The 18,142-nt window shown below is 66.3% G+C and carries 16 protein-coding genes and 1 pseudogene; 14 read left to right on the plus strand and 3 right to left on the minus strand.

Going from position 1 to position 18,142, the window contains the following annotated elements; all coding sequences use genetic code 11:
* Positions 1–118: 118 nt before the first annotated feature.
* The 10 genes from AC3RCP_RS17575 to AC3RCP_RS17620 all read left to right on the plus strand — a co-directional run bounded on the left by AC3RCP_RS17575 (position 119) and on the right by AC3RCP_RS17620 (position 10,206).
* On the plus strand, positions 119–760 hold the full coding sequence (locus tag AC3RCP_RS17575) for a DUF1345 domain-containing protein (protein ID WP_007923170.1): 642 nt from the start codon (positions 119–121) through the stop codon (positions 758–760).
* A gap of 75 nt (positions 761–835) precedes the next feature.
* Positions 836–1,675, plus strand: coding sequence for an AraC family transcriptional regulator (locus tag AC3RCP_RS17580; RefSeq protein ID WP_114761028.1), 840 nt, complete (start codon positions 836–838; stop codon positions 1,673–1,675).
* Between the two features lie 52 nt (positions 1,676–1,727).
* On the plus strand, positions 1,728–2,351 hold the full coding sequence (locus AC3RCP_RS17585; protein WP_101338172.1) for a LysE family translocator: 624 nt from the start codon (positions 1,728–1,730) through the stop codon (positions 2,349–2,351).
* Between the two features lie 141 nt (positions 2,352–2,492).
* Positions 2,493–3,437 carry a choline ABC transporter substrate-binding protein gene (locus AC3RCP_RS17590; RefSeq protein WP_087090633.1) on the plus strand — a complete coding sequence of 315 codons (945 nt, stop codon included), beginning with the start codon at positions 2,493–2,495 and terminating at the stop codon, positions 3,435–3,437.
* Between the two features lie 70 nt (positions 3,438–3,507).
* Entirely contained in the window at positions 3,508–4,434 is a 927-nt protein-coding gene (locus tag AC3RCP_RS17595) for an alpha/beta hydrolase (protein WP_492571290.1), read from the plus strand.
* 319 nt (positions 4,435–4,753) lie between these two features.
* Entirely contained in the window at positions 4,754–5,782 is a 1,029-nt protein-coding gene (locus AC3RCP_RS17600) for a LacI family DNA-binding transcriptional regulator (protein WP_492571289.1), read from the plus strand.
* 255 nt (positions 5,783–6,037) lie between these two features.
* Positions 6,038–6,820, plus strand: a complete 783-nt coding sequence (locus AC3RCP_RS17605; protein ID WP_101339439.1) for a sugar phosphate isomerase/epimerase family protein — start codon at positions 6,038–6,040, stop codon at positions 6,818–6,820.
* Positions 6,813–7,799: a sugar kinase gene (locus AC3RCP_RS17610; RefSeq protein WP_492571288.1), complete on the plus strand. Its 987-nt coding sequence runs from the start codon at positions 6,813–6,815 to the stop codon at positions 7,797–7,799. Before AC3RCP_RS17605 ends, AC3RCP_RS17610 begins: the two co-directional genes overlap by 8 nt.
* 99 nt (positions 7,800–7,898) lie before the next feature.
* Positions 7,899–9,194 (plus strand): MFS transporter, encoded by a 1,296-nt coding sequence (locus tag AC3RCP_RS17615; RefSeq protein WP_009044177.1) that lies wholly within the window; start codon positions 7,899–7,901, stop codon positions 9,192–9,194.
* Positions 9,195–9,213: 19 nt separating this feature from the next.
* A complete protein-coding gene (locus AC3RCP_RS17620) occupies positions 9,214–10,206 on the plus strand; it encodes a 2-hydroxyacid dehydrogenase (protein ID WP_492571287.1) in 993 nt (330 codons plus the stop codon).
* Positions 10,207–10,410: 204 nt separating this feature from the next.
* Here AC3RCP_RS17620 and AC3RCP_RS17625 read toward each other — a convergent pair whose 3' ends face one another.
* The 3 genes and pseudogenes from AC3RCP_RS17625 to AC3RCP_RS17635 form a co-directional block, all read right to left on the minus strand.
* A complete protein-coding gene (locus AC3RCP_RS17625) occupies positions 10,411–11,604 on the minus strand; it encodes a pyridoxal phosphate-dependent aminotransferase (RefSeq protein WP_492571286.1) in 1,194 nt (397 codons plus the stop codon).
* A 37-nt stretch (positions 11,605–11,641) separates the two neighbouring features.
* A complete protein-coding gene (locus AC3RCP_RS17630) occupies positions 11,642–12,505 on the minus strand; it encodes a methyl-accepting chemotaxis protein (protein WP_371356829.1) in 864 nt (287 codons plus the stop codon).
* Positions 12,500–13,267: pseudogene (locus AC3RCP_RS17635) on the minus strand (MCP four helix bundle domain-containing protein); the annotation flags it as partial. The gene AC3RCP_RS17630 and the pseudogene AC3RCP_RS17635, both read right to left, overlap by 6 nt.
* Before the next feature lie 389 nt (positions 13,268–13,656).
* Here AC3RCP_RS17635 and hpaB point away from each other — a divergent pair.
* From hpaB to AC3RCP_RS17655, 4 genes are all read left to right on the plus strand, one after another.
* Entirely contained in the window at positions 13,657–15,219 is a 1,563-nt protein-coding gene (hpaB, locus tag AC3RCP_RS17640; protein ID WP_492571285.1) for a 4-hydroxyphenylacetate 3-monooxygenase, oxygenase component, read from the plus strand.
* Between the two features lie 75 nt (positions 15,220–15,294).
* On the plus strand, positions 15,295–15,807 hold the full coding sequence (hpaC, locus tag AC3RCP_RS17645; RefSeq protein WP_007930913.1) for a 4-hydroxyphenylacetate 3-monooxygenase, reductase component: 513 nt from the start codon (positions 15,295–15,297) through the stop codon (positions 15,805–15,807).
* A 317-nt stretch (positions 15,808–16,124) separates the two neighbouring features.
* Complete coding sequence (locus AC3RCP_RS17650; RefSeq protein ID WP_101338182.1) at positions 16,125–17,102, plus strand: helix-turn-helix transcriptional regulator; 978 nt, start codon at positions 16,125–16,127, stop codon at positions 17,100–17,102.
* Between the two features lie 136 nt (positions 17,103–17,238).
* On the plus strand, positions 17,239–18,114 hold the full coding sequence (locus tag AC3RCP_RS17655; RefSeq protein WP_492571284.1) for a transporter: 876 nt from the start codon (positions 17,239–17,241) through the stop codon (positions 18,112–18,114).
* The last annotated feature ends 28 nt before the right edge of the window (positions 18,115–18,142 follow it).

Genomic DNA, 18,142 nt, shown 5'->3' on the forward strand with positions numbered 1-18,142 from the left:
TTGAAGACTCATCGCGAGCAAGCTTCGCTCCTACACAAGAGCCATGTAACCGCAGGGGCCCCGCCCCTGCGGCGACGGCATGCTAAGGTTTGCGGCAAATCCGCCACTGCGAGCCGCCATGTCCCTTCTTGTACGTACCCACCCTCGCCTGACCATCGGCGCCCTTATCGGCCTGGCCGCGGGCGTCCTGGTGCCGGCCGACACCCTGATCAGCAAGATTCTCATCGGCTGGAACGCCGGGGTCTGGAGCTACCTGGCGCTGATGTGCTGGCTCACCGCGCGCTCCAAGGCCGACGATGTGAAACGCATTGCCGAGGTCGAGGACGAAAACGCCGGGCTGGTACTGCTCATGGTCTGCATCGCGGCCATCGCCAGCCTCGCCGCCATCACCCTCTCGCTGTCCGGCAGCAAGGACCTGGAAACCGGCCGGCGCCTGCTGCACTACGCCTTTACCGGCCTCACGGTGATCGGCTCCTGGCTGCTGATCGGGGTGATCTTCAGCGTGCACTACGCCCGCCTCTACTACACCTGGAACGGCAAGGACCCGGCCCTGCGCTTTCCCGAAGGCCTGACCACCCCCAATTACTGGGACTTCCTGTACTTCTCCTTCACCATCGGCGTGGCGGTGCAGACTTCCGACGTCGGCGTCGCCACCCGCGAGCTGCGCAAGATCGTCCTGGCCCAGTCGCTGATCGGCTTTCTGTTCAACACCGCGATCCTCGGGTTTTCCATCAACATCGCCGCCGGGCTGTTCGGTTGAAGCCGCACAAATCTTCTAGACCCGCCCTGGCCGGCGGGTGCTAACTGTCACGCTCGCCCTTGCCACGGACACTTCATGAACGCGCACAACTGGATCGATCTGGCCCAGGACGCCGACACCGGCATCGAAACCCTGCGCGCCCATTTCACCGGCCATGCCTACGACCCTCACTGGCATGACAGCTACCTGGTGGGCGTGACCGAAGAAGGCGTGCAGCAATTCCACTGCCGGCGCGAGCGTTTTCACAGCACCCCGGGCAAGGTGTTCCTGCTCGAGCCCGGGGAAATCCATGACGGCGATGCCCCTACCGAAAGCGGCTTCACCTACCGCATGCTGTACCTCGACCCGCACTGGCTGGAGCGTGAACTGAGCGCGCTGTTCGAAGAGGCGCCGGCCGACAGCCAACTGAGTTTCGCCACCACCCTGGCCAGCGACCAGCGCCTGGCCCTGGCCACCAGCAATGCCTTCCACAGCCTGCACCACGGCGAGCTGCGCATCGTCCGCCAGAGCGCCATGGACCAGTTGCTCGACCAGCTCACCGGCCACCTGCACTGGCGCAAGCGCTACCACGCAGACCCGCGCCTGCCCCTGGTGGCGCACAAGGCCCGGGATTATCTGCATGCCCACGCCCAGCAGGACATCAGCCTGGACGAGCTGGGCGCGGTCTGCGGCGTCGATCGCTTCCGCCTGACCCGCGCCTTCAAGGCCGCCTATGGCCTGCCGCCCCACGCCTACCTGGTGCAATTACGCCTGGCCAAGGCCCGGCGCCTGCTGGCCCGCGGCGAACAGCCGGCCGAGGTGGCCATGGCCCTGGGGTTCGCCGACCAGAGCCATATGGGCCGCTGGTTCGTCCGCGCCTATGGCCTGACCCCGGCGGCCTACCGCAAGCGCTGCTCAAACCTTCCAGACGCCTGAACCCGCACCGGCGAAGATCGCCTCCCTCGATCTTCACTGGAGCCTGCCCACGATGTTCTCCTTCTTGCCTTCCCTGCCTAGCCTGCTGCCCTTCCTGCTGTTCGCCTTCGTGGCCTCGATCACCCCGGGGCCGACCAATATCCTGGTGCTGAGCAACAGCGCCCGCTACGGCTTCAAGGCCGCGCTGCCGATCGTTGTCGGCGCCTGCGTGGCCGCCGCCGGCATAGTCGTGCTGGTGGGCAGCGGCCTCGGCCGCACGCTGATGGAAGTGCCCGGCCTGCCGAGCGCCATGCGCTGGGCCGGGGTGATCTGGTTGAGCTACCTGGCCTGGCAGATCTTCCGTGCCCCGGCCGCGTCCCTCGACCCACAAGCGGACACCCACCACCGGCGCCTGGGCCTGCTCGGCGCCGCCAGCCTGCAACTGGTCAACCCGAAAACCTGGATGATGGCCCTGGCCGTGATCAGCGTGTTCGCCGGCAACGGCAGCGAACGCCAGGACCAGGTGTTGTACCTGTCGCTGGTGTTTTTCCTGGTGTCCCTGCCCTGCCTCGGCGCCTGGGCGCTGCTCGGCGCCGGCTCCGCCCGGCTGCTGCGTTCGCCGCTGGCCCTGCAGCGTTTCAACCAGGGCATGGCACTGTTGCTGCTGGTCTCGGCCTGGGCGAGCCTGTGGGCCTGAAGAGGCTGGCCGCCGTCGCCCCAGTGCAAAAGCCAGTCGCCTCAGGGCGCTTTCATAACGATCAGGGTTACCTAAAGTGGTGGGCACGGCGCAACAAGACGCCGCCCCCGACAATAACGACCTGCCGAACGAGACCCTCCGATGAAAACCCTGTTCAAGCCTTGTCTCCCGCTGCTCTGTGGCGCCCTGCTGCTCAGCGCCAATGCCTGGGCCAGCGAGCCCGCCTCCTGCAAGACCGTGCGCATGGGCGTGGTCAACTGGACCGACGTCATCGCCACCAGCGGCATGGCCGACGTGCTGCTGACCGGCCTGGGTTACGACAGCAAACAGACCAGCGCCGTGCAGCAGATTATCTTCGCCGGCATCCGCGACAAGCGCCTGGACGTCTTCCTCGGCTACTGGCAACCGGCGATGGACAAGAACATCGCGCCGTTCCTCGAGGCCGGGCAGGTCAAGGTCCTGGACCAACCGAGCCTGGCCGACGCCCAGGCCACCCTCGCCGTGCCGGACTATGTCGCCACCGCGGGCCTGAAGACCTTCGCCGACATCGCCCGCTTCAAGGAGCCACTGGGCGGCAAGATTTATGGCATCGAGCCCGGCAGCGGCGCCAACACCACCATCAAGACGATGATCGACAGCGACCGCTTCGGCCTCAAGGGCTTCAAGCTGGTGGAGTCCGGCGAGGCCGGCATGCTCGCGGCGGTGCAACGGGCGATCAACCGCAAGGAGTTCGTGGTCTTCGTCGGCTGGACCCCGCACCCGATGAACATCAACATGCGAATCGCCTACCTGACCGGCAGCGAAGACGTCTACGGGCCCAACGAAGGCGCGGCCAGGGTGTCCACCGTCACCGCGCCGGACTACGCCGAGCGCTGCCCCAACGTCCAGCGCCTGCTGCAGAACCTGACCTTCAGCGCGGCCCAGGAAAGCCAGCTGATGGTGCCGATCATGGAACGCAAGACGCCCCAGGACGTGGCGCGGCAATGGCTGCGCGAGCACCCCGAAGACCTGCAACGCTGGCTGGCCGGGGTCAGCAGCTTCGAGGGCAAGGACGGCGTGGCGGCGGTGCAGGCCAGCCTGAAATAGTGGCGTCCTGCCGGTCTCATCGCGAGCCAGCTCGCGATGGCCCTCTTCCAGACAACGGACACCTCCAGCCATGCGCCACTACCCGCTCTCCCCCCAACTCGTCGCCTTCGTCGAGCGCACCCTGAGCTTCACCAGCCCCGACAACAGCTTCAAGGGCCTGCGCGACAGCTACAGCCGCATGTGCCGTGCCTTCACCCCGCCCCGTCCCGAGGGCCTGCGGGTCAGCGAATTGCAACTGGCCGGGGTGCCGGCACGTGCCTATTGCCCCGCCCACCCGATGCCCGCGGACGGCTGGCCTTGCCTGTTGTACCTGCACGGTGGCGGCTGGGTGGTGGGCGACCTGGATTCCCACGACTTCATCACCGCCTACCTGGCGGCGCAGTTGCAGGTGCTGGTGATTGCCGTGGATTACCGCCTGGCGCCCGAACATCCGTTCCCCGCCGCCTTCGACGATTGCCTGGCGGCCTGGCGCGCCTTGCAGGCCGGCGCCAGCCCCTTTGCCCTGGATGCCCGGCGGCAGCTGGTGATCGGCGACAGCGCCGGCGGCAACCTCGCCGCGGCCTTGTGCCTGGCCCTGCGCGATGCCGGCGAACAGCTGCCAGCCGCCCAGGTGCTGCTGTACCCCGGCCTCGGCGGAGGCGCCGACCTGCCCTCGCGCAGCCAGTGCGCCGACGCGCCGCTGCTCGGCAGCAACGACCTGGACGCCTACCAGGCCCTGTACCTGCCCGGCCCGGAACGGCATTCGCCTTATGCCCGGCCCTTGCTGGCCACGGACTTGCGCGGCCTGCCCGCCGCCTTTATCGCCCTGGCGCAGTTCGACCCGCTGCGCGACGACGGCGAGCTGTATCACCAGCGACTGCTGGCCGCCGACGGCCACAGCCAGCTGTACCCGGGCCTCGGCCTGGTGCATGGCTGCCTGCGCGCCCGGGGCCTGGCGCCGGAGGTGGATGCGCTGTATGGCGCCCTGCTCGACTACCTGCGGGCCTGCCTCGGATAGTCTTTCTTCAGCGAAACCGCGCGGCCCTTTTCGCGGGCAAGCCTCGCTCCTACGAAGAGCCCGTCACGCGCATGACTTCCCCCCGTAGGAGCGAGGCTTGCCCGCGATCACCTGCAACGCAGGTGCCAGACACCTCCTCTGCCGAAGAAGACCGCCCACGATCGACTGCATGACATTTTTTTCATGCCGCTGGCGCTGATCGCGCTTGACGGCGAAAGCGCTTTGCTGTTTCCTGAAACCGGTTTCAGCGATGCGGCAGAACGTCGCACCTGGAGCGGATACACCCCATAACAAGAACGCCAAAGACAGGTCGCCGCCCGTGAACAGTTTTTCCGCCGCCCAGCGCAGCCGCGTCACCATGCTCGATGTCGCCGAACGCGCCGGGGTCTCCAAGGCCAGCGTGTCGCGCTTTATCGGCGAAGACCGCGCCCTGCTCTCCGATGCCATCGCCCTGCGCATCGAACAGGCAATAGCCGAGCTGGGCTACCGCCCGAACCAGATGGCCCGTGGCCTGAAACGCGGGCGCACGCGCCTGATCGGCATGCTGGTGGCCGATATCCGCAACCCCTATTCGATTGCCGTGATGCATGGCGTGGAAACCGCCTGCCGCCAGCACGGCTACAGCCTGGTGGTGTGCAACACCGACCGCGACGACGAGCAGGAGCGCCAGCACCTGGCCAACCTGCGCTCGTACAACATCGAAGGCCTGATCGTGAACACCCTGGGCCATCATCTGGACGAACTGCGCGAACTGCACCGGGAAATGCCCATGGTCCTGGTGGACCGCAAGGTCGAGCAACTGCACAGCGACCTGGTCGGCCTGGACAACCCGCAAGCCGTGCGCAGCGCCATCGAACATCTGCAAGAACGCGGCTACCGCGACCTGCTGCTGGTCAGCGAACCCCATGACGGCACCAGCTCGCGGATCGAGCGCAGCAACAGTTTCAAGGCGCAGATCGAGCAACGCCCGGCCTTGCAAGGCGCGGCGGTGGAAACCGGCGCCGCGCTGAACCAGCAACTGCAACAGTTCCTCGCCGCCCCCGGCCATGGCCCGAAAGCGCTGTTCTGCGCCAACGGCGTCGCCGCCCTGGCCGCGACCCGGGCCTTGCGCGAGCTGGGCTGCCCGCTGTTCGACGAGATCGGCCTGATCGCCCTCGACGACCTCGACTGGTATCCGCTGGTGGGCAGCGGCATCACCGCCCTCGCCCAACCCACCGAACGCATCGGCGCCAGCGCCTTCGAGTGCCTGCTCAAGCGTTTGCGCGGCGATGTCGAGCCGCTGCGGGTGCTGGATTTCCCGGCCGAGCTGATCGTCCGCGGTTCCACCCGACAGCGAGGATCTCTGTAACCACTGATCGACTCGGGAATCGCGGTGCCGGTGTAGCCGCTGCCGAGCCAGCGAGGCTGCGATCGGCAACGCAGTTGCCGCAAAACCTGTATCTGCGATCTGCCTGGAAAACGCTTCGGCCGGGTTACCACGGCTACGCCGCCGATCGCAGCCTGCGGCAGCGGCTACAGGGAATGCGGCAAGCAACGGAATGCAGGCAGCAAACTTTACGCTTTTTTTTGCAAAGAAATGAAACCGGTTTCAGAGGCCATGACCATGAATAAATCGCCTGTCTCCATCAGCCTGTCCAGCTACGGCGCCGACCGCGTCCGTGAGCAGGGCCAAGGCAGTTTCATCGAGGTGCTGGCCGCCGCCGGCGCGTCGCGCATCGAATGGCGCGAAGAGCTGCTGACCGTCGAAGACCCGTCCCAGTTGGCCCGGGCCACCCGCGAGCGGCAACTGGAAAGCGTGTTTTCTTCGCCGCTGGAACTCTGGGTGGCCGGGCGTTCCCGAGCCAACCCGCTGCTGGAACAGGCGCTGCAACGGGCCGAAGCCTTCGGCGCGAAAAGCCTCAAGGTTTCCCTGGGGTATTTCACCGAGCACAACGACCTGCCCCAGCTGGCCCTGCTGCTGGCGCAGTCCCCGGTGCAATTGCTGGTGGAAAACGACCAGACCCTGCACGGCGGGCGCATCGAACCCTTCCAGCGCTTCTTCGCCGAGGTCGAGCGCCACCGCCTGCCGGTGCAGATGACCTTCGATATCGGCAACTGGCAGTGGCAGGACCAGTCCGCCTCCGCCGCCGCGCGCCTGCTCGGCCGGCATGTCGGCTACGTGCACTGCAAGGCCGTGGCCCGGCGCGCCGACGGCAAGCTGGTGGCGATACCGCCGGGCATGGCCGACCTGCACCTGTGGGAACAATTGCTGCGGCACATGACTCAAGGTGTGACCCGGGCCGTGGAGTACCCGCTGCAAGGCGAAGACCTGGTGCAGCTGACCCGCGAACACGTCGCCACCCTCGCCCGCCTCGGCCAGTCCCGCCTGGAGCACGCCCATGTCTGAGCTCGATATCCTGTCGTTCGGTGAAACCATGGCGATGTTCGTCGCCGAACAGAGCGGCGACCTGGCCCGGGTCGGCCACTTCCACAAACGCATCGCCGGCGCCGACAGCAACGTGGCCATCGGCCTGTCGCGCCTGGGTTTCAAGGTCGGCTGGCTGAGCCGGGTCGGCGCCGACTCCCTGGGGCGCTTCGTCGTCGACAGCCTGCAGGCCGAAGGCGTGGACTGCCGCTACGTCGCCACCGACCGGCAACATCCCACCGGTTTCCAGCTCAAGTCCCTGGAGGAGCACGGCGACGATCCGCGGGTGGAGTACTTCCGCCGCGGTTCGGCGGCCAGCCACCTGAGCGTCGCCGACATCGCCCCCCAGCTGCTGCGCGCCCGGCACCTGCACGCCACCGGCATTCCCCCGGCGCTCTCGACCTCGGCCCGTGACCTGTCCCACAGCCTGATGAGCAAGATGCGCGCGGCCGGCCGCAGCGTGTCCTTCGACCCGAACCTGCGGCCCGGCCTATGGGGCAGCGAACAACTGATGATCGACGAAATCAACCGCCTGGCCGTGCTCGCCCACTGGGTGCTGCCGGGCCTGAGCGAAGGCCGCCTGCTGACCGGCTATGAAGACCCGGCCGATATCGCGGCGTTTTACCTGGACCAGGGCGTCGAGGTCGTGGCGATCAAGCTCGGTGCCCATGGCGCCTACTACCGCACCCAGCTGCACGAAGGTTTCGTCGAGGCCGTACCGGTGACCCAGGTGGTCGACACCGTGGGCGCCGGCGACGGTTTCGCCGTCGGCCTGATCAGCGCCCTGCTGGAAAACCACAGCGTCGCCGAAGCGGTGCAGCGCGCCAACTGGATCGGCAGCCGCGCGGTGCAGAGCCGCGGTGACATGGAAGGCCTGCCGAGCCGCGATGAATTACCGACGGTCGCTGCGCGACCGATCGCGAGCAAGCTCGCTCCTACAGTGGCTGCGCAAGTTCTGTAGGAGCGAGCTTGCTCGCGATAAAACCGTGAAAACAACACCGCCTGATTGAACCAACGCGTTACCTGTTGCGACAAAAACAACAAGCTCAGGAGCACCCTTATGCAAACGCTGAAACTCGCCACCCGCCGCTGGTGGTACATCATGCCCATCGTGTTCATCACCTACAGCCTGGCGTACCTGGACCGCGCCAACTATGGGTTCGCCGCCGCCTCCGGGATGGCCGCCGACCTGATGATCACCCCGGGCCTGTCGTCCCTGCTCGGCGCCTTGTTCTTCCTCGGTTACTTTTTCTTCCAGGTACCGGGGGCGATCTACGCGCAAAAACACAGCGTCAAGAAGCTGATCTTCGTCAGCCTGATCCTCTGGGGCGGCCTGGCCACCCTCACCGGCGTGGTGTCCAACGCCTATTGGCTGATCGCCATCCGCTTCATGCTCGGGGTGGTCGAAGCCGCGGTGATGCCGGCGATGCTGGTCTACCTGTGCCATTGGTTCACCCGGGCCGAACGCTCGCGGGCCAACACCTTCCTGATCCTCGGCAACCCGGTGACCATGCTCTGGATGTCGGTGGTCTCGGGGTACCTGGTGGAGCATTTCAGCTGGCGCTGGATGTTCATCATCGAAGGCCTGCCGGCGGTGCTCTGGGCCTTTATCTGGTGGCGCCTGGCCGATGACCGCCCGAGCGCGGCGAAGTGGCTCAGCGACCAGGAAAAACACGACCTGGAAAGCGCCCTGGCCGCCGAACAGGTGGGCATCAAGGCGGTGAAGAACTACGCCGAAGCCTTCCGCTCGCCCAAGGTGATCATCCTCGCCCTGCAGTTCTTCTGCTGGAGCATCGGCGTCTACGGCTTCGTGCTGTGGCTGCCGTCGATCCTCAAGCACGGCGCGCAGATGGACATGGTCGAGGCCGGCTGGCTGTCGGCGCTGCCTTACCTGGCTGCGGTGATCGCCATGCTCGGGGTGTCCTGGGGCTCGGACCGGATCCAGAAGCGCAAGCGTTTCGTCTGGCCGCCGCTGCTGATCGCCTCCTTCGCCTTCTACGGCTCCTACCTGCTGGGCGCCGAGCACTTCTGGTGGTCCTACAGCCTGCTGGTGATCGCCGGCGCCTGCATGTACGCGCCTTACGGGCCGTTCTTCGCCATCGTCCCGGAGATCCTCCCGGCCAACGTCGCCGGCGGCGCCATGGCGCTGATCAACAGCATGGGCGCCCTGGGTTCGTTCGGCGGTTCCTACCTGGTGGGCTACCTGAACAGCGCCACCGGCTCGCCCGGCGCCTCCTACCTGCTGATGAGCGGCGCGCTGCTGCTGTCGGTGCTGCTGACCCTCTTTCTCAACCCGGGCGCCAGCGACCGCCAGCGCAGCGCGCTGCCGGTACGTCGCCGCCTGGCGCATTCCTGAATCGAACAAGGTGAACCCCATGAAAAAACAGGTCGTGCTGTACAAGAAACTCTCGCCGCCGCTGATGGCCCGCCTGCACGAGCAGGCCCAGGTGACCCTGATCGAGGACCTCGGCGCCCAGGGCCTGGCCAAACTGCGTAACGCCCTGCCCGCCGCCCAGGGCCTGCTCGGCGCCAGCCTGCGCCTGGACGCCGAGCTGCTGGACCTGGCGCCACGCCTGGAAGCGGTGGCCAGCGTCTCGGTGGGCGTCGACAACTACGACATCGACTACCTGACCCGCCGCGACATCCTGCTCAGCAACACCCCGGATGTGCTCACCGAAACCACCGCCGACACCGGTTTCGCCCTGATCCTGGCCAGCGCCCGGCGCGTGGTGGAGCTGGCCAACCTGGTGCGCGCCGGCCAGTGGAACCGCAATATCGGCCCGCTGCATTTCGGCAGCGACGTGCACGGCAAGACCCTGGGCATCATCGGCATGGGGCGGATCGGCGAAGCCCTGGCCCAGCGCGGTCATTTCGGCTTCGGCATGCCGGTGATCTACCACAGCAACAGCCCGAAACCGGCAGTGGAACAGCGTTTCGGCGCCCGCTACTGCAGCCTGCCGGAGCTGCTGCAACAGGCCGACTTCATCTGCCTGACCCTGCCGCTGACGGACCAGACCCTGGGCCTGATCGGCCGCGAAGAGTTCGCCCTGATGCGTCCGGAAAGCATCTTCATCAATATTTCCCGGGGCAAGGTGGTGGACGAACAGGCGCTGATCGAAGCCTTGCAGCAACGGCGGATTCGCGCGGCCGGGCTGGATGTGTTCGAGCGCGAACCCCTGGGTCACGACTCGCCGCTGTTGCAACTGAACAATGTGGTGGCCACCCCGCACATCGGCTCGGCGACCTTCGAGACCCGCGAGGCCATGGCCCGCTGCGCGGTCGACAACCTGCTGGCGGCCCTGGCCGGTCAGCGTCCGGCCAACCTGGTCAACCCCCAGGCCTGGGAGCGGCGCAAGGCCGCGGTGTGACGCTGTAGCTGCCCGACCGTCCGATCCACCCTGTAGCCGCTGCCGCAGGCTGCGATAGGTCCGCAGGACCTCGGCGTCCTGGAGATCGCCACGACCGTTCCGGTCGATCGCAGCCTACGGCAGCGGCTACAGGGGCAGCGGCGTTTCGACGATCGCCACGACCGTTCTTCCGGTCGATCGCAGCCTGCGGCAGCGGCTACAGGCTCAGCGGCGTTTTGAGGTTCGGCCTTCGAGCAGGTCCTGGGTGCAACGCACGATCCGCTGGCAGGCGTCCGCCAGACGCTGTTGATCCACCACCAGGCCGATACGGATATGCCCCGCCGCGCTGGGGCCGAAGGCCTCGCCGGCGAGCACCGAGACGCCGTGCCCTTCCAGCAGCAGCTCGGCGAATTGCTGGGCGCCCAGGCCGGTTTCCCGCACATCGACCATGACGAACATGCCGCCATCGGGCTTGACCGGCTTCAACCCCGGGCATTGGCTCAGTTGCGCGCATACCAGGTCGCGGCGCTGGCGATATTCCTCGCGCATCTGTTCCAGTTCCGGCAGGTCGGCGTCCAGCGCCACCACCGCGGCGTTCTGCACGAAATCCGGCAGCCCGTACAACATGCACAGCGCCAGATGGCTCAAGTGCCCGGCCAGGGCCTGGGGCGCCACCACCCAGCCGACCCGCCAGCCGGTCATGGCATGGGACTTGGACAGGCTGTTGATGGTCGCCGTGCGTTCGGCCATGCCCGGCAGGCTGCCGGGGCTGATGTGCTCGCCGTCGAACAGCAGGTCGCTGTAGACCTCGTCGGAAATCAGCCACAGGTCGTGTTCGACGCACAGGCGCGCCAGGGCCTGCCAGGTTTCCCGGGACAGGCTGGCGCCGGAGGGGTTGTTCGGGCTGTTGAGCATCAGCGCGCGGGTCTTCGGCGTGATACGCGCGGCGACCACGGAGGGTTCGACACGAAAACCGTTCTCCGGGCGCACCGGAATCGGCAACACCTTGGCCCCGCAGGCACCGAACACCCCTTCGTAGGTGACGTACATCGGCTCGGCCACCAGCACCTCGTCGCCGGGGTCGAGCAGGCACTGGGCCACGGAGAACACCGCGCATTGCGCCCCCGGCAACACCACCACATGCTCGGCGCCCACCGCCTGGCCGCTGCGGGTGGCATGGCGGTGGGCGATGCGGGTGCGCAGCGAACGATTGCCGCGCACCTCCGAATAGTGGGTGTCGCCCGCCAGCAGGCTATCGATGGCGGCCTGGACGATCGGCCGCGGGGTGTCGAAATCCGGGTCGCCGATGGTCAGCAGCACATCGACGCCCTCCTCGCGCAGCTCCAGGGCGCGGTAGTGAATCTGCCAGGCCGCGGCACCTTCGCCGGCGATCCGTTGGGTCAGGGCTGAATAGCGCATCTCGCTCTCCTTGGGCACGCATTCCAACAACCCTAACTCAAATCACAAAGCGCGCCACCATCGCATTCAAATCCACCGCCAGGCGCGACAGCTCATGGCTGGCGGCGCTGGTCTGGTTGGCCCCGGCGGCCGACTGGGTGGCCAGGTCGCGGATATTCACCAGGTTGCGATCGACCTCGCGGGACACCTGGGCCTGCTCTTCGGAGGCGCTGGCAATCACCAGGTTGCGCTCGTTGATCAGGTTGATCGATTCGGCGATCTGCTCCAGGGCCACGCCGGCGGCGCGGGCCATTTCCAGGGTGCTCTGGGTGCGCTGGTTGCTTTGCTGCATCGACTGCACCGCCTCGCCCGTGCCGTTCTGGATGCCGGCGACCATCTTTTCGATTTCCTGGGTCGATTGCGCAGTGCGATGGGCCAGCGCCCGCACTTCGTCGGCCACCACCGCGAAACCGCGCCCGGCCTCGCCGGCGCGGGCCGCCTCGATGGCCGCGTTGAGGGCCAGCAGGTTGGTCTGCTCGGCGATAGCGCGGATCACGTCGAGCACCTTGCCGATGTCGCGGCCCTGGGTGGCCAGGCCTTCGATCATCACCGAAGTGCTCTGCACGTCGTGGGTCATGGTCTGGATCGCGTCGACGGTTTCCACCACCCGGTCGCGGCCTTCACGGGCGGCCTGGGTCGACTGGTGCGAGGCTTCGGAGGTCGACACGGCGTTGCGCGCCACCTCTTCCACGGCGGCGGTCATTTCGTTGACGGCGGTGGCCGCCTGTTCGATTTCGTTGTTCTGCTGCTGCAAGCCACGGGAGGCTTCCTCGGTGACCGCGCTGAGTTCTTCCGAGGCCGAGGCCAACTGGGTGGCCGAGCCGGAGATCTGCTCGATGGTCTTGCGCAGGTTGCCCTGCATCTCGTTCAGCGCCACCAGCAGGCGGGCCGGCTCGTCCTTGCCGTCGACCTCGATGGCCTGGGTCAGGTTGCCCGCGGCGATGGTCTGCGCGGCCAGCAGCGCGCGGTTCAACGGGGTGACGATGCTGCGGGTCAGCAGCAGGGCCAGCACCACCGTGAGCAGGGCCGCGACCACCGCCACGGCGATGATGCCGGTGATGGCGCCGTGGTAATGCTCACCGGCCAGGTCAGACGCCTGGGTGGCCCCGGCCTTGTTGATCGCCACCAGTTTGTTCAGCTGTTCGCCCATCTGGTCGGTGCCGTCCTTGATCCGCGTATTGATCAGGGTGCGCAGCTCCTCGAGCTTGTTCTGTCGCGACAGCTCCAGCATGTCGTTCTGCGCTTGCAGGTACTTTTCCAGGGTGGCCGCGAAGGTCTTGTACAGGGCCACTTCCTCTTCCCCCGCCGGCAAGGCGGCGTAGCTGGCCTGGGCCTGCTTGAGCTTGTCCACCAGCACGCCAATGCGCGTCTGCGCTTCCTGCAGGCCGGCCGGCTCGCGGTTGACCAGTACCCGGAACGAGAGAATCCGCAGGCGCAGCACGTTTTCGGTGACGTTGCCGAGGAACCCTACGCTGGGCAGTTGGTTGCTTTCCATTTCCAGGGAGGCCTGTCGGATGATCGACATGCGGTTGACGGCGAACACACCCAGCGCGATGACCAGCAACGCGATGAACGCAAAACCGAGGAAAGCTCGAGGCGCGATATTCATATTACGTAGGGACATAGGATGACTCTCGGGAATTGAGGACTGCGAGCATCCATGCACTGAACCCTGTCGCCAGCGATGGCTGGCGGCCTGACAGGTGGGCGCCACTGTTGTAGTTGGTCTGTGGGCCTAATAGCGATATCGGCCGGGCTTTAGGTTTTTTGCAGGCCCCGGCGAAAATATTTTTCGTCGCCGCGAAAGTGTTTCAACGGTGAAACGGGTGGCCTTGCCGGATCGGTTCCGCGTCCATGATCTGCCCCATGACCAGGCCCATGACCTACTCCATGACCAGCCCCATGAAAAGTGCAATTCATTCGCCGGAAAAGCCATTCAGTCGCCGCCCCGTCCTGCCCATCATGGGCCCAGCTCGCAATGGCAATTCATAACAACAACGACTGGAGTGGATGATGAAACCCGAAGACTTCCGTGCCGAGACCAACCGCCCGCTGACCGGCGCCGAATACCTGGCCAGCCTGCGCGATGATCGCGAAATCTACATTTATGGCGACCGGGTCAAGGATGTGACCCGCCACCCGGCGTTCCGCAACTCCGCCGCCTCCATGGCGCGCCTCTATGACGCCCTGCACGACCCCGCTACCAAGGACAAGCTGTGCTGGGCCACCGACACCGGCAACGGCGGCTACACCCACAAGTTCTTCCGCTCGGCGAAAAGCGCCGACGACCTGCGCCAGCAGCGCGACGCCATCGCCGAGTGGTCGCGCCTGACCTACGGCTGGATGGGCCGCAGCCCGGACTACAAGGCCGCCTTCGGCAGCGCCCTGGGCGCCAACCCGGAGTTCTATGGCAAGTTCGCGGACAACGCCCGCACCTGGTACAAGCGCATCCAGGAAGCCTGCCTGTACCTCAACCACGCCATCGTCAACCCGCCGATCGACCGCGACAAGCCGGTGGACCAGGTCAAGGACGTGTTCATCTCGGTGGACGAGGAAGTCGAAGGCGGGATCATCGTCAGCGGCGCCAAGGTGGTGGCCACCAACTCGGCCCTGACCCACTACAACTTCGTCGGCCAGGGTTCGGCGCAGCTGTTGGGGGACAACACCGACTTCGCCCTGATGTTCATCGCGCCGATGAACACCCGCGGCATGAAGCTGATCTGCCGCCCGTCCTATGAACTGCAGGCCGGCATGACCGGTTCGCCGTTCGACTACCCGCTGTCCAGCCGCTTCGACGAGAACGACGCGATCCTGATCATGGACAAGGTGTTCATCCCCTGGGAAAACGTGCTGATCTACCGCGACTTCGAACGCTGCCGGCAGTGGTTCCCACAAGGCGGTTTCGGCCGGCTGTTCCCGATGCAGGGCTGCACCCGGCTGGCGGTCAAGCTCGACTTCATCACCGGGCTGCTGGTCAAGGCCTTGCAGTGCACCGGTTCCCTGGAGTTTCGCGGGGTGCAGGCGCAGGTTGGCGAGGTGGTGGCCTGGCGCAACCTGTTCTGGTCGCTGACCGACGCCATGCACGGCAACGCCAGCGAATGGCTCAATGGCGCCTTCCTGCCCAGCGCCCAGGCCTTGCAGGCCTACCGGGTCCTGGCGCCCCAGGCCTACACCGACATCAAGAAGATCATCGAGCAGGTGGTGGCCAGCGGCCTGATCTACCTGCCGTCCGGCTCCCGCGACCTCAAGGACCCGATGCTCAACCAGTACCTGAGCACCTATTGCCGGGGTTCGGCGGGCATGGGCCACGAGGAGCGGATCAAGATCCTCAAGCTGCTGTGGGACGCCATCGGCACCGAGTTCGGCGGCCGCCACGAGCTGTACGAAATCAACTACGCCGGCAGCCAGGACGAAATCCGCATGCAGTGCCTGCGCCATGCCCAGGCCACCGGCTCGATGAAAGCCATGACCGATCTGGTGGACCAATGCCTGGGCGACTACGACCTCGACGGCTGGACGGTGCCGCACCTGACCAATCCGGACGACATCAACATGCTCGACCGCATCCGCCAGTAAGCGCCGTCCGACCTGAATGACCCGCGGGGCGCCCCCCGATTGCCGGCGCCCGCGGGTTCACCCAAGGAATCTGTCATGACTCAACTCGATCCCAAGCAACAGGCTTTTCGCGATGCCATGGCGCACATGACCGCGGCGGTCAACGTCATCACCAGCAACGGCCCGGCCGGACGCTGCGGCATCACCGCCACCGCGGTCTGCTCGGTCACCGACAGTCCGCCCAGCCTGATGGTCTGCGTCAACCGCAACAGCGCCCTGAACCCGGTGTTCAAGCGCAACGGCCAGCTCTGCGTCAACGTGCTCTGCGGTGAACACGAAGAGGTCGCCCGGCACTTCGCCGGCATGACCGGAGTGGAGATGGAGCAGCGCTTCAGCCTGCACCCCTGGCGCGACGGCCAGGGCGCCCTGCCGGTGCTCGACGGCGCCCTGGCCAGCCTGCAGGGACGCATCACCGAGGTGCAGGAGGTCGGCACCCATTCGGTGATGCTGGTGCAGCTGGATGAAATCTGCGTGCGCGAACACGGCGACTCGCTGGTGTATTTCAGCCGTGGTTTCCATCGGTTGCAGCGGGCCGTCCAGGCGGCCTGATCTGCAGCTCTTCTGATCTTCTGATCTTCTGATCTTCTGTAGGAGCGGCCGGTCGACGCTCGATTGCTCGCGATAAATCTACAACGATAACGCGCGTTGTCAGGTCCATCGCCGCTGCGCGGCTATCGCGGGCAAGCCTCGCTCCTACAGAAGCCAATATCTCCGCCAGGCCTCCCCTTCATCCTGCATCTGTAGGATAGCGATCCCCCGCCAACCCGACGATACTCGTGCCCAGGCCCTGCCCACGTCCCTGGACGTTCCGGTCCCTACTGACTCCGTGACGAAAACAATAAGAACGTCGCACAGAGGAACACCCGATGAGCCGTCATGATCATGCTCACGCCAGCCTGCTGGAAGCCTTCAGCTCGCTGACCCTGGAGTTGCAGCGCCTGGCGCAGCACAAGGACATCGAACATTTCCATGGCCATGCGCTGAACCGCATCGGCCAGTTGCTGCCCTTCGACAGCGCCTGGTGGGGCCGCGCCGCGTTGATCGACGGCCTGCCGGAAGAACACAGCTCCTACCTCCATCACTTGCCCCCCAGCTACCTGCCGGACTGGCAGTCGATCAAGCACGTCGACGTCACCGTCGGCCGGGTCCATGCCCACCCGGGCCGGGCGGTGATCGTCGACATGCGCGACCCGGCCAACGGCCCCGGCCTGAACTGGCTGGGCACGACCTATGGCATCGGCGAGCTGCTGTGCGTGGTGTACATCGACCCGCAGACCCACCTCAGCGACCACCTGGCGCTGTACCGCGCGCCCGGCGCCAAACGCTTCGACGCCGACGACTGCCTGCTGCTGAACAACCTGATGCTGCACCTGGTGGCCGCGGTGTCGGCCAACCAGATCCGCACCCTGGTGGCCATGCGCGAAACCCTCACCAGCCCGCGCAACCTGGCGCTGGCGGTGTGCGACCAGCGCGGCACCCTGCACTGCGCCGAACGCGGCTTCGTCGACCTGCTGCTCGGCGAGTGGCCGGACTGGAGCGGCCCCTGCCTGCCCGTGCCCATGGTCGATGGCGGTTACGAAGGCCGGCACCTGCAGTTCGAGGCCTCGCCGGTGGGCGACCTGTTCCTGCTCGCCGCCCGCGGCCGCACGCTGCTGACCCAGCTGAGCCCACGGGAAAACGACGTGGCCCTGGGCTTCGGCGAAGGCAAGACCTACAAGGAAATCGCCCGCGAGCTGGGCCTGTCGCCGAACACCGTGCGCCATCACATCCGCGCCATCTACAACAAGCTCGGGGTCAAGGACAAGACCCGCATCGCCCATCTGCTGCACGCCCCACCCGACTGACGTTTACCTCCCTCGCTGACTGACTTTCGCGCTGTCGTTTTGACGGCCACGGGCCGCTGTTGCCCTTTTTCCAGCCACTGCCGCGTACCGGCGAGCACTTCGCCGCACAACAACTCAAAGAAGAGACGTTACGCCCATGACCAGAACGCTTGCGCACCACACCGCCCTGGCCTTCACCGGCGCCCTGCTGAGCCTGGACGCCAGCGCCGCCGACCTCAACGCCCGCGACTTCTTCGGCGCGCCCTCGGGCACCAGCCTGGGCGTGCTGTACCTGCCGGCGACCCGCGCCGACGACTTCCACGGTCCTGCCGACAGCACCGGCAAGGCCGAGCTGAAGGTCAACGCCCTGGCCTATCGCCAGGTATTTTTCACCGACATCTGCGGCACCCTGTGCACCCCGCAATTCATCGTGCCTTTCGCCGATATCGACGCGCGCCTGCCCGGCGCCAATCGCCACACCGGGGAAAGCGGCTTCGGCGACCCGCAGGTCGGCGGCACCCTGTTTTTCATCAACGACCCGGCCAGCCGAACCTACAGCGGCCTGCTGACCCTGATCACCCTGCCGGTGGGCGAATACCACGGCGACAACCCGGATGTCTCGCCGGGCGCCAACCGCTGGGGCGCGACCTTCGTTTACAACTACACCCAGGGCGTCGGCGAGAAGTGGGTGCTGGAAGCCAACCTCGAAGCCCAGCTCTACGCCAAGAACGACGATTACTTCGGCAGCGACCTGAAGCAGGACCCGCTGTACCGCCTGCAAGCCTTCGCCTCCTATGACTTCACCAGCAGTACCTATGGCGCCCTGCGGCTGATCCACGCCGACGGTGGCGAGCTGCGGATCAACGACCAGCGCATCGACGACACCCACAAGCGCTACACCCAGGTCGGCTTCGAGGTCGGCCACTGGCTGGACCAGCAGAACCAGCTGATGTTCGGCCTCTCGCAAAACGTCGCCACCCGTAACGGCTACCACGGCACCGACGCCTTGCTGCGCCTGGTCCACGTGTTCTGAAGCGTTTTTCCGGAGCTACCCACCATGA

The organism is Pseudomonas sp. GW822-FHT05A08, from assembly GCF_058800485.1.

Coding starts and splice junctions, on each gene's coding strand:
- AC3RCP_RS17620 (WP_492571287.1), top strand. CDS start 9,214: ATGAAAAAACAGGTCGTGCTGTACAAGAAACTCTCGCCGCCGCTGATG.
- AC3RCP_RS17615 (WP_009044177.1), top strand. CDS start 7,899: ATGCAAACGCTGAAACTCGCCACCCGCCGCTGGTGGTACATCATGCCC.
- hpaB (WP_492571285.1), top strand. CDS start 13,657: ATGAAACCCGAAGACTTCCGTGCCGAGACCAACCGCCCGCTGACCGGC.
- AC3RCP_RS17610 (WP_492571288.1), top strand. CDS start 6,813: ATGTCTGAGCTCGATATCCTGTCGTTCGGTGAAACCATGGCGATGTTC.
- AC3RCP_RS17630 (WP_371356829.1), bottom strand. CDS start 12,505: ATGCAGGGCAACCTGCGCAAGACCATCGAGCAGATCTCCGGCTCGGCC.
- AC3RCP_RS17580 (WP_114761028.1), top strand. CDS start 836: ATGAACGCGCACAACTGGATCGATCTGGCCCAGGACGCCGACACCGGC.
- AC3RCP_RS17605 (WP_101339439.1), top strand. CDS start 6,038: ATGAATAAATCGCCTGTCTCCATCAGCCTGTCCAGCTACGGCGCCGAC.
- AC3RCP_RS17650 (WP_101338182.1), top strand. CDS start 16,125: ATGAGCCGTCATGATCATGCTCACGCCAGCCTGCTGGAAGCCTTCAGC.
- AC3RCP_RS17625 (WP_492571286.1), bottom strand. CDS start 11,604: ATGCGCTATTCAGCCCTGACCCAACGGATCGCCGGCGAAGGTGCCGCG.
- AC3RCP_RS17585 (WP_101338172.1), top strand. CDS start 1,728: ATGTTCTCCTTCTTGCCTTCCCTGCCTAGCCTGCTGCCCTTCCTGCTG.
- AC3RCP_RS17590 (WP_087090633.1), top strand. CDS start 2,493: ATGAAAACCCTGTTCAAGCCTTGTCTCCCGCTGCTCTGTGGCGCCCTG.
- AC3RCP_RS17595 (WP_492571290.1), top strand. CDS start 3,508: ATGCGCCACTACCCGCTCTCCCCCCAACTCGTCGCCTTCGTCGAGCGC.
- AC3RCP_RS17655 (WP_492571284.1), top strand. CDS start 17,239: ATGACCAGAACGCTTGCGCACCACACCGCCCTGGCCTTCACCGGCGCC.
- AC3RCP_RS17575 (WP_007923170.1), top strand. CDS start 119: ATGTCCCTTCTTGTACGTACCCACCCTCGCCTGACCATCGGCGCCCTT.
- hpaC (WP_007930913.1), top strand. CDS start 15,295: ATGACTCAACTCGATCCCAAGCAACAGGCTTTTCGCGATGCCATGGCG.